The 15,614-nt window shown below is 67.8% G+C and carries 15 protein-coding genes; 9 read left to right on the top strand and 6 right to left on the bottom strand.

Annotation, left to right across the window (positions count from 1 at the left end):
• The first annotated feature begins 103 nt into the window (after positions 1 to 103).
• Positions 104 to 724 (top strand): TetR family transcriptional regulator, encoded by a 621-nt coding sequence (locus AB0M22_RS17895; RefSeq protein WP_364727525.1) that lies wholly within the window; start codon positions 104 to 106, stop codon positions 722 to 724.
• A gap of 3 nt (positions 725 to 727) precedes the next feature.
• On the opposite strand, the gene AB0M22_RS17890 is transcribed toward AB0M22_RS17895, so the two are convergent.
• Together AB0M22_RS17890 and AB0M22_RS17885 are read right to left on the bottom strand one after the other, a co-directional pair.
• Positions 728 to 1,486, bottom strand: coding sequence for an SDR family oxidoreductase (locus tag AB0M22_RS17890; RefSeq protein WP_364727522.1), 759 nt, complete (start codon positions 1,484 to 1,486; stop codon positions 728 to 730).
• Between the two features lie 863 nt (positions 1,487 to 2,349).
• Positions 2,350 to 2,664, bottom strand: a complete 315-nt coding sequence (locus AB0M22_RS17885) for a nuclear transport factor 2 family protein (RefSeq protein ID WP_364727519.1) — start codon at positions 2,662 to 2,664, stop codon at positions 2,350 to 2,352.
• A 215-nt stretch (positions 2,665 to 2,879) separates the two neighbouring features.
• Between AB0M22_RS17885 and AB0M22_RS17880 the strand changes: the two genes are divergently transcribed.
• From AB0M22_RS17880 to AB0M22_RS17865, 4 genes are all read left to right on the top strand, one after another.
• Complete coding sequence (locus AB0M22_RS17880) at positions 2,880 to 3,545, top strand: CPBP family intramembrane glutamic endopeptidase (protein ID WP_364727516.1); 666 nt, start codon at positions 2,880 to 2,882, stop codon at positions 3,543 to 3,545.
• Between the two features lie 109 nt (positions 3,546 to 3,654).
• Positions 3,655 to 4,152 (top strand): pyridoxamine 5'-phosphate oxidase family protein, encoded by a 498-nt coding sequence (locus tag AB0M22_RS17875; protein ID WP_364727513.1) that lies wholly within the window; start codon positions 3,655 to 3,657, stop codon positions 4,150 to 4,152.
• Between the two features lie 61 nt (positions 4,153 to 4,213).
• Entirely contained in the window at positions 4,214 to 4,621 is a 408-nt protein-coding gene (locus AB0M22_RS17870) for a YciI family protein (protein ID WP_364727510.1), read from the top strand.
• Positions 4,621 to 5,766, top strand: coding sequence for a sigma-70 family RNA polymerase sigma factor (locus tag AB0M22_RS17865; protein ID WP_364729777.1), 1,146 nt, complete (start codon positions 4,621 to 4,623; stop codon positions 5,764 to 5,766). The genes AB0M22_RS17870 and AB0M22_RS17865 overlap by 1 nt, the downstream gene beginning before the upstream one ends.
• Before the next feature lie 6 nt (positions 5,767 to 5,772).
• Here AB0M22_RS17865 and AB0M22_RS17860 read toward each other — a convergent pair whose 3' ends face one another.
• Positions 5,773 to 6,795: an alpha/beta hydrolase family protein gene (locus tag AB0M22_RS17860; protein WP_364727507.1), complete on the bottom strand. Its 1,023-nt coding sequence runs from the start codon at positions 6,793 to 6,795 to the stop codon at positions 5,773 to 5,775.
• Positions 6,796 to 6,934: 139 nt separating this feature from the next.
• Entirely contained in the window at positions 6,935 to 8,176 is a 1,242-nt protein-coding gene (locus AB0M22_RS17855) for an oxygenase MpaB family protein (protein WP_364727505.1), read from the bottom strand.
• Between the two features lie 399 nt (positions 8,177 to 8,575).
• Between AB0M22_RS17855 and AB0M22_RS17850 the strand changes: the two genes are divergently transcribed.
• The gene (locus AB0M22_RS17850) at positions 8,576 to 9,004 is read left to right on the top strand and encodes a pyridoxamine 5'-phosphate oxidase family protein (RefSeq protein ID WP_364727502.1); all 429 of its coding nucleotides are present in this window, start codon (positions 8,576 to 8,578) and stop codon (positions 9,002 to 9,004) included.
• Positions 9,005 to 9,067: 63 nt separating this feature from the next.
• Here the strand turns inward: AB0M22_RS17850 and AB0M22_RS17845 are convergent, their stop codons facing one another.
• Entirely contained in the window at positions 9,068 to 11,098 is a 2,031-nt protein-coding gene (locus AB0M22_RS17845; protein WP_364727500.1) for an NADPH-dependent 2,4-dienoyl-CoA reductase, read from the bottom strand.
• Positions 11,099 to 11,125: 27 nt separating this feature from the next.
• Complete coding sequence (locus tag AB0M22_RS17840) at positions 11,126 to 11,683, bottom strand: PadR family transcriptional regulator (RefSeq protein WP_364727498.1); 558 nt, start codon at positions 11,681 to 11,683, stop codon at positions 11,126 to 11,128.
• A gap of 109 nt (positions 11,684 to 11,792) precedes the next feature.
• On the opposite strand from AB0M22_RS17840, the gene AB0M22_RS17835 reads away from it, so the two are divergent.
• From AB0M22_RS17835 to lysA, 3 genes are all read left to right on the top strand, one after another.
• Complete coding sequence (locus tag AB0M22_RS17835) at positions 11,793 to 13,142, top strand: MFS transporter (protein WP_364727496.1); 1,350 nt, start codon at positions 11,793 to 11,795, stop codon at positions 13,140 to 13,142.
• A 17-nt stretch (positions 13,143 to 13,159) separates the two neighbouring features.
• Positions 13,160 to 13,963, top strand: a complete 804-nt coding sequence (cmrA, locus tag AB0M22_RS17830) for a mycolate reductase (protein ID WP_364727494.1) — start codon at positions 13,160 to 13,162, stop codon at positions 13,961 to 13,963.
• Positions 13,964 to 14,114: 151 nt separating this feature from the next.
• Positions 14,115 to 15,458, top strand: coding sequence for a diaminopimelate decarboxylase (gene lysA / locus AB0M22_RS17825; RefSeq protein WP_364727491.1), 1,344 nt, complete (start codon positions 14,115 to 14,117; stop codon positions 15,456 to 15,458).
• Positions 15,459 to 15,614 lie beyond the last annotated feature (156 nt).

Below are 15,614 nucleotides of genomic sequence, written 5' to 3'. Positions count from 1 at the left end.
CTAGTGTGACCGATGACCGGGGTCCGGTGTCAACCGGCAAAACATGTGACACGAACTACATCTTGGGATTAATGGAATGGTGAACGGATGTATGCTCACCGTGATGAGCGAGCAGGCAGCAACTCGAGGCGAGCGCAAGGAGCGCACGCGACAGGCCCTACTGGACGGCACCCTGGCGCTGGCCGCCGACCGTGGGTTCGCCGCACTGAGCCTGCGCGAGATCGCCCGGAGCGCGGGCATCGTGCCGACCGCCTTCTACCGGCACTTCGCCTCACTCGACGACCTCGGCGCGCAACTGGTCGACGACGGCATCACCGCGTTGCGCCTGGCGCTGCGCGAGGTGCGCCGCAAGCCCGACGCGAGCCTGTCCGACACGGTGCGCTTCGTGTTCGCCCAGGTCGAGCCGAAACGTGAACTCTTCGGCTTCCTCACCCGCGAACGCCACGGCGGTTCGGCCGCGCTACGCAAATCCATCGCGCTGGAACTGCAACTGATCGTCCGCGAACTCGTCGCCGACCTCTCCCGCATCTCCGCCCTCGACTCCTGGTCCCCCGCGGACCTGGAGATCGCCGCCGACCTCCTGGTCTCCACGGTCACCGACGGCATCGTCGCCTACCTCTCCGCCCTCCCCCGCGAACAGGACAACATCATCGACCGCACCGTCCAGCAGATGCGCCTGATCTCGCTGGGCATGGGCGCATGGTGGCCACCGAAGGAACGCTGACCCTCAGCGAGCCTCGGGATCGATCGCGAGGACCGAGCGGCCGCCGTCCACGGGCAACACCGCGCCGTTGACGAAGCTCGCATCCGGCGAGAGCAGATAGGCGACCGCTGCGGCCACTTCATCGGTGGTGGCCACTCGGCCGATCGGGTGTAGGTCGGCCATCTGCTGCTCGACCCGCGCGGCCGCCGAAGGGTCCAGGGCGGCGAGGAATTCGGCGTAGCGCTCGGTGGCGACGGAGCCGGGGGCTACCGCGTTCACACGAATTCCCTTGGGCCCGTACTCGACTGCGAGCGCGCGGGTGAGTCCTTCGATGGCGGCCTTGGCGGTGCTGTAGGGCAGTGCGCCGGATACCGCGCGTTGCGCTTGGTGTGAGGTGATATTCACGATCGCGCCGGGGCTTTCGCTGTTCAGGAAACGGCGCACGGCGGTGGTGCAGCCGACGACGGCGGGCGCGAGGTTGGCGGCGATCAGCTCGACGACGCGGTCGGCGGAGTCGGAATGCACTGAGGCATCCCGGAATACGGCCGCATTGTTCACCCACCCGGTCAGCGTGCCCGCCTCCTGCGCGAGATCCGCTGCCGCCTCCGCGATTTCCGTCGACGACGCGTCACCGATCAGCGGAATCACCCGCTCCCCCGCCCAGGCCAGCGCCGCCGGCTCGAGCTCGACCGCCACCACGACGCCGTCCACCCCCAGCAGCCGCTCCACAATTCCCCGCCCGATCCCCCGTCCCCCACCGGTCACCACATACGAAAGCGCCACAGGCCGATGCTAGTGCCGCGTCCCGATAATCCCCCGCCACAATCCCACCCCGCACACCACCTGACCTCCCGCACACCAACTCGCCGCCCCGACACCCGTGCAGATGTCAAAAGGTGTGCGTGAACCACCACCTCGACGCAGGCACGGGCAGCGCCGCCCCAGCAGCCCTGTGCACACTCGACTCGAGTCAAAAGATCATTTGCTGATCTTCAACACCCACCATCCGACCCGCCCCGACCAGCCCTCCGCCACGTGCACGCATCGAGGCGAGTCAAATGGTCGCTCTACAAGATCATTTAACGACCATATGACTAACCTCGATGCGCGCGAACCACCATTTGACTCACCCCGACCACCAAGGGCAACCACCCCACTCCCCCGACCACCTCACCCACTCGTTTCCCAACCCTCTCTAAAACCGGACCACAGCCAAGGAACCACGCCGGAACCCCCACGCTGCCCATCCCAACTGCGGGAGGTAAGCCGGGTACCCCACCTGACGTGCCCAGCATTACTCGATCATTCCCTTGGAGCAGGTTTACCTATCCAGGCAGGCACAACAACAGACGTCCCAGGGTGACCTGACGATAGAAAGCTGAAGACCTACACAGGTTTTCACTGAAGCAGTGCTGGGCGCGTCGTGTGCCGTACCCGGCTTACCTCCCGCAGTCAGATGCGTATTCGTCAAGTTCCGGCGTGGTTCCTTGGCTGTGGTCCCGTCACAAACGCTTCGGACAAGAGCGGGATGGTCGGCGGCGGTTTTGCAGTGGTGTCGTCAGTGAATCTGCCTGCGAAGTTGGACCGCCAACTGGTCATGCCGATCGCGCGCAGGTGGTGCGTGGTGGCTGTTCAGCGGTCGGCGGCTAACCGAAGATCATCTGGTGGCCGCGGGCGGTGTCCATGTATTCGCGGACGCGGTGGATCAGGCCGTCGCGGAGTACGAAGATGAAGCAGTAGTCGTTTTCGTAGTGGTTGCCGTTGATCAGGGTGGCGCGCATGGTCTCCTCGACGATGACCCGGTCGCCTTCGGCATAGAAGCCGTGGAAGGCGAGTGCCACGTCCTTCGCGAACAGCTTCGGGAAACCGTGCGCGATGAAGTCCGCGATGACCGCGCGGCCGATCATGTGGCTCGGCCCGTCCAGGAAGACGGCGGTGGCGTTCTGCGGGGCGCGAGCCATTCGGCGTCTTCGGTGAAGCATGCCGCGATCTGATCGAAATCGTGTGCTGCGAAGGCCTTCCACGCGTTCTGCACGATGGCCTTGTTGTCCTGAGTCACCCGCTCGACGCTACAAAGATCCGACCGCGACGCTGGCGGAAATCGGACGAGGTCACCTCGCGCGATGTGGCAGGCGGTCGCCGGGCGGCGGGCCGTTGGCGGCATTAGGGTGGGGTGGTGCGGATTCGGCGGTGGCGGCGGGGGTATTTGACCGCGGAGTACGCGGCGTTGTTCTTTGGTGGCGCAACGGTTTACAACCGGTATCTGCGGGGCACCAGTCCGATTCCGGCGCTGGTGGCGTCGGCCGCGCTCGCGACGAGTTATCTGCGGCGATCGCCGGATTTCGATCGGGCGGCGCTGTGGCGGGCGCAGGCGTTGCCCGGTCAGACGCGGTCGATCGCGACGCTGGCGGGATCGAGTGCGCTCGCGCTGACCGCCGCGGTGGCGCTGCTCCGGCGCAAGAGCCTTTTCGACCTGCCGCGCAACAATCCGGCTATCTGGCTGGCGGTGCTGGTGCTGTATCCGGCGCTGAGCGTGTATCCGCAGGAGTTGATCTTCCGGTCGTTCCTGTTCCACCGGTATGCGCCGGCCTTCGGTGACGGCACCGGGATCGTCGTCGCCAGTGCGGCGGCCTTCGCCTACGTGCACATCGTGTTCGGCAGTTGGATCTCGGTGGTGCTGAGCGGGCTCGGCGGCGCGATCTTCGCGGTCCGGTATCAGCAGACGCAGTCGCTGTTCACCGCGTCGGTCGAGCATTCGATCTACGGAATCCTGGTGTTCACCGTCGGTCTGGGCACGTACTTCTATCACGGCGCGGCCACCGAGGCCCTGTCGAACAAGTGATTGCCGATCTTCCGGAAAAAGTTCGCCACGCGTGTCGAGAACGCGATTCCGGCTCCGTCCCAGGAGTATCAGCGGCCACGAGGGGCCGCGCGGACGAAGGAGAATCGCCATGGACCGCAACGAGATCGCCGAGGTGCTGAACCAGCCGCTCAGCCAGGAACTGCTGGCCCGCGACCTGACCCGGCTGGCCTACGTCGCCAAGGACGGCACGCCCCGCAACATCCCGATCGGGTTCAGCTGGAACGGGTCGCAGATCGTCATGTGCACGTCGACGAACGCCCCGAAACTGCACGCGCTGCGGGTGCATCCGATGGTCGCACTGACCATCGACACCGAGGTGCATCCGCCCAAGATCCTGCTCATCCGCGGCCGGGCCGAGCTGGACTACGTCGACGGCATCCCGGACGAGTATCTCGAAATGAACACCACCTACGAGATGACCGCCGAGCAGCGGGTGCACTGGGAGGCGGAGGTGCGTTCGCTCTACGACGGGATGGTTCGGATCGTCGTGACCCCGACCTGGGCGAAGCTGATCGACTTCGAGTCGACGCTGCCGAGCGCGGTCGAGGAGTTGTTTCATCTGCGCGAAGCGCGGCAGCACGCTTGAGCGCCGCTGCGTCGCATAGTAGAAACGGCCACAACGGCCCGAACCGTACAAGGAGAACATGATGGCCAAGTACCTGCTGCTCAAGCACTACCGCGGCGCCCCGGCACCGGGCAACGACGTGCCGATGGATCAGTGGACGCCGGACGAGGTGTGGGCGCACGTGCGGTACATGCAGGAACTCGGCGCGCGGCTCGAGACCACCGGCGAATTCGTCGAAAGCCAGGAGCTGTCGCCGAAGGGCGCCTTCGTCCGCTACGACGGCGAGGGCAAGCCGCCGGTCACCGACGGCCCGTTCGCGGAGACCAAGGACCTGATCGCCGGCTGGATGGTGATCGACGTCGACACCTACGAGCGGGCGTTGGAGGTGGCCGCCGAGTTGTCCGCGGCGCCGGGTGCGGGCGGCAAGCCGATCCACGAGTGGCTCGAGGTGCGCCCGTTCCTCGGCGCGGCGGCGACGGTCACCGAGTGATCGACGAACTGCTGCTGCGGGAGCTGACGCCCGCGGTGATCGGCGTGCTCGTGCATCGCGGAGTCGACTTCGCGACCGCCGAGGACGCCGTGCAGGAGGCGCTCATCCAGGCCGCGCTGAGCTGGCCGGACCAGCAACCGGCCGACCCGAAGGGCTGGCTGGTCACGGTCGCCTGGCGCAAGTTCCTCGACGCGCACCGGTCCGAGGCGGCCCGCCGGGATCGGGAACAGCGGCTCGAGGCCGAGCCGGCCCCGGGACCGACCGAGCACGCCGACGACACGTTGCAGCTCTATTTCCTGTGCGCGCACCCATCGTTGACGCCGGCCTCGGCGGTCGCGCTGACCCTGCGCGCGGTCGGCGGCCTCACCACCAAGCAGATCGCGCAGGCCTACCTGGTGCCCGAGGCAACCATGGCGCAGCGGATCAGCCGGGCCAAGCGGACCGTGTCGAGCGTCCGGTTCGACCAGACCGGTGACGTCGCCACCGTGCTGCGCGTGCTCTACCTGGTCTTCAACGAGGGCTACTCCGGCGACATCGACCTTGCCGCCGAGGCGATCCGGCTCACCCGCCAGGTGGCAGCCATGACCGACCACGAAGAGGTCGCGGGCCTGCTCGCGCTGATGCTGCTGCACCATGCCCGGCGTTCGGCCCGGACCCGCGCCGACGGCAGCCTCGTGCCGCTGGCCGAGCAGGACCGCAGCCTGTGGGACACGCGCATGATCGCCGAGGGCGTCGACATCCTCCAGGCCGCCCTCGCCCGCGACCGACTCGGCGAGTTCCAGGCGCAGGCCGCGATCGCCGCGCTGCACGCCGACGCGCAGCAGGCCGCGGAGACCGACTGGGTGCAGATCGTCGAGTGGTACGACGAACTGGTGCGGATCACCGAAAGCCCGGTGGCCCGGCTCAATCGGGCCGTCGCGGTCGGTGAGGCCGATGGCGCGCGGGCCGGCCTGGCCGCCCTGGCCGGGCTCGACCCCACGCTGCCCCGCTATGCCGCCGTCGAGGCGTACCTGCACGAGCGTGCAGGCGACCCGGCGACGGCGGCCCAGCGCTACGCCGAGGCCGCCCAGGCGGCGAGCAGCCTGCCCGAACGCGACCACCTCACCCGGCAGGCCGCCCGGCTCAACGCGCAGTTGCGTGGTTGAGCCGCCTCAGCCGATACCGACCGACTGCGCCAGGAACGGCCACGAGGTGCGCAGGTCGTCCTCCCAGTAACCCCACGAGTGAGTGCCCACCGGACGATCGTCGAAGGTCACCGGAATGTTCAACTCGTGCAACCGATTTGTCAGGTTCACCGTGCAGTAGTGGATGGCCGCTTCGATCGGACCGCCGAAGGCGATCTGCACCGGCAGCGGAATCCGGCCCTCCTGCACCCGCTTGTCGAACGGGGTGTCGTGCGGGGCGGCCGCGATGCCGCTGCCCGAACTCAGATAGACCGCGGTGCCGCGCAACCGTTCCGCGTTGACCAGCGGATCGTTCTCCCGCCACAGCGGTCCGTTGGCCGGGCCCCACATGTTCTCCACGCTTTGCCCGCCGCCCCAGTTCTCCACCGTGAGCCGGACGAACTCGTGGCCGACCGGGTCCGAGGTCTGCGCGCAACCGCTGTAGGAGGCCACGCTGTTCCAGAAACCGGGCTTGGCGATGGCCAGGTTCAGCACCGAGGTGCCGCTCATCGAGACACCCGCCAGCGCGCGAGTTCCGTTGGCGCCCAGGAACTCCTCGATCACCGGCGGCAACTCGTCGTTGAGGAACGTCTGCCACCGGTTGAAGCCGAGGACGGCGTCGGGCCGGAGCCAGTCGGTGTAGTAGGAGTTGGCGCCGCCGAACGGGGTGACGACGTTGACATCCTTGCCGCTCAGGAAGCTCACGGCGTCGGTCTGCACGTCCCAGCCGCTCTCGTTCGGGCCGCCGCCGGAGCCGTTGAGCAGATACAGCGTCGGCCGTGGCGTCCCGCGGTTCGCGGCGCGGATGATCTGCACCGGGATCGGCCGGTTCATCGCGGGCGAGAAGACCTGGACCACCTGCTGCCGGTCGTTCACGTCCTGCACCGAGACGACGCCGGGCGCCGCGTTCGCGGTACCCGCCGCGCCGACCAGGCCGGCGGTGGCGAGCACCCCGGCAAGTACCCAGCTCAGCGTTGTTTTGCGTGTCGATCGCCGTTGTCTCAAAGTCACCAGAACCTCTCCTCGCAGTCGGCGCCTGTCGCCACTGCCGGCCAGGACGCCGCGGTATGGGCCGACGTCCCGGCTCGGCATTGCAAGGAGATTCGCGTTGCCCCGGGCGGCGGTTTGGTCCGCCGCCCAACTTTTTCGCTCAGCGCGGCGGTTGACTCATGTCCCGGTTCATCTGCGGCAACTCTATGCTGATCGGCAGGCGCAGCTCGGCCAGGTAGATCAGGGCCGCCTGGCGGAGGAACTCGTCGAAGAGCCAGTACGCCTCCGGGGCCAGCGGGACGACCGGGAGCAGGCCCTCGCGGACCGCGATGAACGGTCCCCAGCTGACCCTGAGCAGCGGATCCCAGACCGGTTCGCGCGGGATGGCCAGCCCGTCGGCGATCTTGTCGCCGAGCAGGAAACGGGTGAACGCGCCCAGGACCGGCTTGCTCAGCACGGCGAGATCGAGGTTCACGCCCAGCCGCAACAGCCGATCGGCCAGGGCCACGCCTTCGGGTGTCGGTGCCAGGATCGGGTCGAGGACCTGCGCGGCTTGGGCGTTGGCCTCGGACCAGGAGTTGGGGATGTATTCGTCGCGGACGCCGAGCATGTGCGCGCAGACCTGCCAGGAATGCAGGAAGGCGTCGGATTCGCCGACCGGGATGGGTACCCGCCAGGCGGTCAGCTGCTTCATCACGGTGGTGGGCAGGCTGTGCCAGGTGACCATGATGTCGTTCTGGCTGATCGGGATATCCTCGGCGGCGGAGTTCACCCAGTGCGGCGACTGCGGCAGCAGGTGGCGCACGGCGGCGTGCACCAGTCTGGTCTTGACACAGGTCACGACCATTTCGCCGTCCGGGGCATAGGCATTCGCGGTGCCGATGTCGTAGCCGAGTTTCGCGGTTTTGGAGATGCGATCCTTGAGGTCCTGGCCGCCCTTGGAGTAGTAGACCGCCCTGGCCTCCTTCGGGATGACGGTGCTCATCATGCCGCTGGCCAAGCCGTAGAGGACGCCGAGGTAGAGGCCGCGCTTCTTGTTGAACTCGACGGCGGTGCGGAGTTTGCCCTGGTCGGTCCACTGCGGGAGCTGGCGGGCGTATTCCATGAAATCCCTTAGCTCCGTGGGCAATCCGGCCGGCAGGGGCTGGCCGTTTCTGGTCCACGTGCGCAGGAGGTCGTTCACCCTGGGCACCTCGCCGCGGTCGATCAGGCCGGCGACAAGCGGATCCGCCTCGGCGTCCCACACGGTCAGCGGGTCTACTCCGGACCCGCTGCCCGCTACCGAGCCGTCCGGTGACCAGCTCCACGGCTCCGCCCGGACCGGCGCGGCCATCGCCAGGGCGCCGAACGCGCCTAATGCTCCGCCGGCCTTCAACGCGTTGCGCCTGCTGAATCCGTCCATGTCGCTACTCCTCGCTGAGCCTGACACCACCGGGTCGGCGCAGTGACGGCGAGTAAGCGCCGGATCGCGCCTTTCAGTGGAGGAATAGTCATTAACTTAACTCCGCGATGGGCGCGCCGTCTCCGGTTTGAGAAACTGAGGTTACATCTCTCTCATTGCACTGCTTCTACCTGCGTAGCGACACCAAAAACCAGTTCATTCAGGGGTATTGACGAACTCGCCGAGCGACTCGAATGGGGCGTGACTGCGCGCTGAGACCTGCCTCCACGCCGACGCAATAGTCCATTAGCTTGATAACCGTCAGTCACTTCATCGAGCGGGTACGTGCCCCGCTCGCGGCCGACCTGCCCGCCGCGATGTGCGCGGAATAACACCGCCGACCGGGACGTTCCACCACGCATGCCGAGACCGTTCACGGAGATCGAACGTCAGGAATTCCTCGCGGGCAAGCACATTGCGGTGCTGTCGGTCGCGGCGACCGATGGGCGTCCGCCCGCGGCCGTCCCGATCTGGTACGACTACACGCCCGGCGGCGACATCAGGATCAATACGGGCGCCGGGCGCCGCAAGGCCCGGCTCGTTCAGGAGGCCGGCGCGGTCACCATCACGGTCCAGCGCGAAGAGTTGCCGTACCAGTACGTCATCGTCGAGGGCACCGTCATCGACGCCGCCACCCCCTCCCCCAGGGAGGCACGCGAGGCGATCGCCGTGCGCTACCTCGGACCCGAGGAGGGCCGCGCCTTCGTCGATCGCATGGACGGCACCGCGTCCGTGCTGTTCACCGTGCGCCCCGACCGCTGGGTCAGCCAGGATTACAGCCAGATGTAACCACCCGCACGAGATGGTCCGAGTACTCGGTGTCGTTGCCCGGCAACGACACCGAGCCTATTTTCAGAGGCGTGCGGCCAGGCGGGTGCCCTGATCGATGGCGCGCTTGGCGTCCAGCTCGGACGCGAGTTCGGCGCCGCCGATGAGGTAGAGGTTGACGCCCGCGGCGCGCAGCTCGTCCTCCAGGTCGCGGACGGATTCCTGGCCCGCGCAGATGATCACGTTGTCGACCGGGATCAGTTGCGGGCGTTGACGTTTCTCGCCGAAGCTGATGTGCAGGCCGCTGTCGTCGATGCGCTCGTAGTTGACGCCGCCGATGTGGTCGACGCCCTTGGCCTTCAGCGCGGCCCGGTGCACCCAGCCGGTGGTCTTGCCGAGATCCTTGCCGAACGGGGTCGACTTGCGTTGCAGTAGAACGACTTCGCGGGCGGCGGGCGACGGCTTCGGCTTGGTCAGCTGGCCGCGCACCTGCTCGTCGTCGGCGTCGACGCCCCACTCTTCCTTCCACTCGTCGAGCTTCAGCGTGGGATGGCCCTCGACGGTGAGGAATTCGCTCACGTCGTAGCCGATGCCGCCCGCGCCGATCACCGCGACCCGCTTGCCGACCGGCCGCTCCTCGCGAACCAGCTCGGCGTAGGACAGCACCATCGGGTGGTCGATGCCGGGGATGTTCGGGATGCGCGGCTTGACGCCGGTGGCCAGCACCACCTCGTCGTAGCGGCCGGCGATGAGTTCGGCGGCGCTCACCCGCTTGTTCAAATGCACCGTGACGCCGGTGATTTCGAGCTTGCGCCGGTAATACCGGATCGACTCGTTGAACTCTTCCTTGCCCGGGATGCGGCGGGCGATGTCGAACTGGCCGCCGATCTTGTCGTCGGCCTCGAACAGGTCGACGTGATGGCCGCGCTCGGCCAGGTTCACCGCGGCGGACAACCCGGCCGGGCCCGCGCCGACGACCGCGACGCGCTTGGTCCGCCGGGTGGGCAGCAGCTTCAGCTCGGTCTCGTGCCCCGCGCGCGGGTTCAGCAGGCAGGACACGGTCTTGTGCACGAAGGCGTGGTCCAGGCAGGCCTGGTTGCAGGCAATGCAGGTGTTGATCTCGTCGACCCGGTCCTGCTTGGCCTTGTTGACCCATTCGGGGTCGGTGAGGAACGGGCGGGCCAGCGAAACCAGTTGCGCGTCACCGCGAGTCAGGATCTCCTCGGCGATCTCCGGCATGTTGATCCGGTTGGACGCGCAGACCGGGATGCTCACCTGCTGGGTGATCTTCGCGGTGAACTCGACGAAGGCGGCCCGCGGCACCGAGGTCACGATGGTCGGGACGCGCGCCTCGTGCCAGCCGATGTCGGTGTTCAGGATGTTCGCGCCCGCGGCTTCGAGTTCCTTTGCCAGCGCGACGATCTCGTCGAACGTCTGGCCCTTCTCCACCAGCTCGGCCATGGACAGCCGGAACACGATGATGAAATCCGGGCCGACCGCGGCGCGGGTGCGGCGCACGATCTCCACCGCGATGCGGCGGCGGTTCTCCGGCGAGCCGCCCCACTTGTCGGTGCGCTTGTTGGTCCGCGGCGCGAGGAACTGGTTGATGAAATAGCCCTCACCGCCCATGATTTCGCAACCGTCGTAGCCGGCGAACTGGGCGAGCTTCGCGCAACGCGCGTAGTCGTCGATGGTCTGCTCGACGCCCTTGGCCGAGAGCTTGCGCGGCCGGAACGGGTTGATCGGCGCCTTGATCGAGGACGCGGACACGCTGCCGGGCATGTAGGAATAGCGGCCTGCGTGCAGGATCTGGATGGCGATCTTGCCGCCCTCCTTGTGCACCGCCTTGGTGATCGCCCGGTGCCGGTAGGCCTCGGACTTGTTGGTCAGCTTGGCGCCGAAGGGCAGCAGCCAGCCGGTGCGGTTGGGCGCGTAACCGCCGGTGATGATGAGACCCACACCGCCGCGGGCGCGTTCGGCGAAATAGGCGGCCAGCCTGTTGGTATCCCAGGCTCGATCTTCCAGGCCGGTGTGCATCGACCCCATCACCACGCGATTGCGCAGGGTGGTGAAGCCGAGATCAAGAGGCTCGAATAAATGAGGGTAGGAACTCATCGGCGAGTCTCACCTTTCTCCATGAGGTCAATCCGCGCGCGGGGCTGTCGCGGGCGGGTGCAGGGCGTGCAGGACTTCGTCGCACCATTCGACGAACCCCGCCTCCACGCGGACGCCCGCGCGCAGGACGAGGTACTGGTGCAGAGCCGTACCGGAGAGCTGATCCGGTGCCGGAAAGTCGCGTTTCTCGATGAGGCGATAGACCTCGAGGCGCTGGGCGTGCTCGTCGCGATGCCGGGCGACCTCGGTGCGCAGCGCGCCGATATCGCCATACGCGGCGGCGCGGATCTTGACCGCGAGCTCGTTGCGCGGGGTGCCGGTGTCGGATGGTTCGGCGATCCAGCGGGCCAGCTCGGCGCGACCCGCCGCGCTCACCGCGTACACCTTCTTGTCCGGCCGGCCCGCCTGCGTCACCGTCTCGCTGTTCAGCCAGCCGGATTCCTCCATGCGCTTGAGCACGCGATAGATCTGCTGATGCGTCGCGCTCCAGAAGTACCCGATGGACTTGTCGAAGCGGCGGGCCAGCTCGTACCCCGAGCCGGCCCGCTCGGTCAGCGAAACCAGCAACGCGTGCTCGAGGGCCATGCGGCAAGAGTAGCCGTGACAGCCAGTACTATGCAACTGAGTGCATACCCCGAGTTCGGTGTCGGTGTTGGGCCCGTTCCGCGAGGGAAATCACACTAGGCTGCGCGGCATGGGTGAGGTGGACGCGCGGGCGACCGTCGGGCAGGCCGCCGGGCGCGGGCAAGTGGTGGCGTGGGGGTTCTGGGACTGGGGATCCTCGGCGTTCAACGCGGTGATCCTGACCTTCGTGTTCTCCGTGTATCTGACCGACAAGGTCGGCGACGATCTACCCGGCGGGGTGTCGCCGAGCGCCTGGCTCGGCTGGGCGCTCGGGCTCGCGGGACTGGTGGTCGCGGTGACCGCGCCGGTCAGCGGGCAGCGGTTCGACGCGTCCGCGAAACGTAAACGCTCCCTTGCGGTTCTGACCGGGCTCTGCATCGCGTCGATGACGCTGATGTTCTTCGTGCACGACGACTACCACTATCTGTGGCTCGGGCTGTTGCTGCTCGGGTTCGGTTCGGCGTTCTTCGAGCTGGCCAGCGTGCCCTACAACGCGATGCTGCGTCAGGTGTCGACGCCGGCGACGGTCGGGCGGGTGTCCGGATTCGGTTGGGCGATGGGCTATTTCGGCGGCATCTTCCTGCTGCTGATCTGCTACTTCGGTTTCATCTCCGGCAGCGGGGACAGTCGCGGGCTGCTCGGCATACCGACCGACGACGGGCTCAATATCCGGCTGGTCGCCATCGTGGCGGCGGTCTGGTTTGCCGCGTTCGCGCTGCCGGTGTTGTTCGCGGTGCCCGAATTGCCGCGCACCGACGCCGATCCCGGCGCGGCCAACGCGGGATTCTTCGCCTCCTATCGGGTGTTGTTCCGCGACCTGCGCGAGCTCTGGGTGGCCGACCGGCGCACCGCCGGATTCCTGATCGCCAGCGCGGTCTTCCGCGACGGACTGGCCGGAGTGTTCACTTTCGGTGCGGTGCTTGCGGTTCGGGTGTACGACATCGCCGACTCCGACGTTCTGCTGTTCGGCATTGCCGCCAACGTGGTTGCCGCGCTCGGCGCGATCGTCGCCGGCCGGTTCGACGACCGCGGCGGCCCGAAGATCGTCATCGCGGTCTCGCTGGTCTCGATGATCGTCTGCGGCCTCGCCCTGCTGGTGGTCTCCGGCCCGCTGATGTTCTGGATCTTCGGCCTGCTGCTGACCGTCTTCGTCGGGCCCGCCCAATCCGCTGCCCGCTCCTTCCTCGCCCGCCTCGCCCCGCCCGGACGCGAAGGGCAGCTCTTCGGCCTCTACACCACCACCGGCCGCGCGGTCTCGTTCCTCGCCCCCACCTTCTTCGGCCTGTTCGTCTGGTTCTTCGACAACGACCGCGCCGGCATCATCGGCATCGTCCTGGTTCTGGCCGTCGGCCTGATCGCGCTGCTCCCCGTCCGCTCCCCCGACCCGACCGAGATCGCCGCCGTCGACCGGCTCGACTGACCCGCTAGGCTCCTCGCGTGAGCCTGCCCTCCCCCACTTCCGAGAATCGCGCGGTCGTCACCGGCGCCTCCTCCGGCATCGGCACCGCGCTGGCCGCCGAACTGGCCGCGCGCGGCTATTCGCTGATCCTGGTCGCGCGGCGCGGCGAGGTGCTCACCGAGCTGGCGCAGCGGTTGACGTTGGCGCACGGGATCACCGCGGAGGTGCGGGCGGTGGATCTTTCCGATCGGGCGCAGCGCGGGCCGCTGGTCGAGGAGTTGTCGGCGCGGGATATCTCGATTCTGTGCAACAACGCGGGGATCGCGACGTTCGGGGCGGTCGCCGAGCTGGATCCGAGCTACGAGCGAGCTCAGATGGAGCTGAATGCGGTTGCGGTGCACGACCTTACGCTTGCGGTACTGCCGGGGATGATCGCTCGTCAGGCCGGCGGCATCTTGATCAGCGGGTCGGCGGCGGGGAACATGCCGATTCCGAACAACGCGACCTACGCGGCCAGCAAGGCGTTCGCCAACACGTTCTCCGAGTCGCTGCGCGGCGAGCTGAAGGGTTCGGGCGTCAACGTCACGCTGCTCGCGCCCGGCCCGGTGCGCACCGACGTGCCCGATCCGTCCGACGCCTCGATCGTCGACCGGCTGGTGCCCGACTTCATGTGGGTGTCCTCGGAGTACACCGCGAAGGTGTCCATCGACGCGCTCGCCCGCAACAAGATGCGCGTGGTGCCCGGCCTGATCAGCAAGGGGATGAGCGTGGCGGGCCAGTACGGTCCGCGGGCCGTCACCGCGCCGATCGCGGGCAAGTTCTACAAGAAGCTCGGCAGCTAGAGACGCCCGTCACCGCCGGGTCAGGGATCCGTCAAGATCGGGGTCCCGGTCGTCAAGCAGTCGTAAGCTGGACGTTTGCCCAAGAGGAAACCGGCGTAGTCCTGACAGCGGCCCCGCCTACGGAATAGCGGGGGCGCACACAGGAGACACCGTGACGCTGCTGGAAATCTTCCCGTCGCTGAAGTCGGGGATGCCCTCACGCCTCGACTCGGCCGTATGGCCGCGCGACACGCATTACGACGACGCGGGCCGGATCACGATCGGCGGGGTGGCCCTGGCCGATATCGCGGATCAGTACGGCACTCCGACCTATGTCCTGGACGAGCGCGAGGTCAGGGAGCGCTGCCGGGCCTACCGCAAGGCGTTCCCCGAGGCCGAGATCATCTACGCGGGTAAGGCTTTGATGATCCGCGCGGTCGCGCACTGGGTAGCCCAGGAGGGGCTTTCGGTGGACGTGTGCTCCTCCGGCGAGCTGGCCATCGCGCTGGCCGCCGGCGTCCCGCCGCAGCGAATCATCATGCACGGCAACGGAAAATCCTTCGACGAGCTGACCGCCGCGATCAAGGCCGGGGTCGGCCGGATCGTGGTCGACTCGCTGGCCGAGATCACCCTGCTCTCGGCGCTGGTCACCGACTCACAGCAGGTGCTGCTGCGCCTGTCCCCCGGCATCGACGTGCACGGCCATCCTGCGGTGCGCACCGGGGTCACCGATCAGAAGTTCGGCTTCCCGCTCGGCGGCGACACCGCCGCGGAGGCGGTCGCGCGGATCCTGCGCCAGCCGAAGCTGAACCTGGTCGGCTTCCACTGCCACCTCGGCTCGCAGATCAGCGACCCGGACTACTACGGCGAGGCCGTGCGCCGGGTGGTCGCGGAAATGGCGCGGGTCCGCCAAGATCACGGGCACGTGCTCACCGAGCTCGACCTCGGCGGCGGGCACGCGGTCGCCTACCGCACCGGCGACGGCGAGATGAACCTCGGCGACCTGGCCGCCATCATCGAGGACGCCCTCGACGCGGCCTGCGCGCGCCAGCACTTCCCGCGCCCGCAGATCGCGCTGGAACCCGGCCGGGCCATCGTCGCGCACGCGGGAGTCACGCTGTATCGGGTGCTGTCGGTCAAGCACATCGAGGGCGGGCACACCTACGTCACGGTGGACGGCGGGATGAGCGACAACCCGCGCGTCGCGCTGTACGGCGCGCGCTACAGCGTTGTCGTGGCGAACCGGCACCCGACCTGCGCCAGCATGACCGCGACCGTGGCCGGACGGTTCTGTGAGGCCGGCGACATCCTGGCCACCGACGTGCAGCTGCCGGTGGACCTGCGGCCTGGCGAGGTGCTCGCGGTGCCGTGCACCGGCGCGTACCACCACAGTCTGGCCTCGTCCTACAACAGCGTCGGCCGGCCGCCGATCGTGGCGGTGCGGCACGGGCAGTGCCGGGAGTTGGTGCGGCGGGAGACCGTCGCGGATCTGATGTGCCGCGATATCGGCTGGTGAGCTGACCAACGGGGCCGCGCGGCATTCGCGCCGCGCGGCCCCGGCGTGTCAGTGATCCGTCAAGATCAGGTCGGGGGTGGTCAACGTTGCGCTAAGCGGCCTACCCGTGGCCGATCCAGCGGCGTAGTTCTTGGTAGGCCCCGCAGATGGAGAAAG

This window comes from Nocardia sp. NPDC051756 (genome assembly GCF_040681495.1).
Lineage (GTDB): Bacteria > Actinomycetota > Actinomycetes > Mycobacteriales > Mycobacteriaceae > Nocardia.
The sequence above is the reverse complement of the archived record's forward strand: the minus strand, read 5'-3'. Positions and strand labels throughout refer to the sequence as shown.

Coding starts and splice junctions, on each gene's coding strand:
- AB0M22_RS17875 (WP_364727513.1), top strand. CDS start 3,655: ATGGACCGCAACGAGATCGCCGAGGTGCTGAACCAGCCGCTCAGCCAG.
- AB0M22_RS17845 (WP_364727500.1), bottom strand. CDS start 11,098: ATGAGTTCCTACCCTCATTTATTCGAGCCTCTTGATCTCGGCTTCACC.
- AB0M22_RS17870 (WP_364727510.1), top strand. CDS start 4,214: ATGGCCAAGTACCTGCTGCTCAAGCACTACCGCGGCGCCCCGGCACCG.
- AB0M22_RS17835 (WP_364727496.1), top strand. CDS start 11,793: ATGGGTGAGGTGGACGCGCGGGCGACCGTCGGGCAGGCCGCCGGGCGC.
- AB0M22_RS17840 (WP_364727498.1), bottom strand. CDS start 11,683: ATGGCCCTCGAGCACGCGTTGCTGGTTTCGCTGACCGAGCGGGCCGGC.
- AB0M22_RS17850 (WP_364727502.1), top strand. CDS start 8,576: ATGCCGAGACCGTTCACGGAGATCGAACGTCAGGAATTCCTCGCGGGC.
- AB0M22_RS17855 (WP_364727505.1), bottom strand. CDS start 8,176: ATGGACGGATTCAGCAGGCGCAACGCGTTGAAGGCCGGCGGAGCATTA.
- AB0M22_RS17895 (WP_364727525.1), top strand. CDS start 104: ATGAGCGAGCAGGCAGCAACTCGAGGCGAGCGCAAGGAGCGCACGCGA.
- AB0M22_RS17885 (WP_364727519.1), bottom strand. CDS start 2,664: ATGGCTCGCGCCCCGCAGAACGCCACCGCCGTCTTCCTGGACGGGCCG.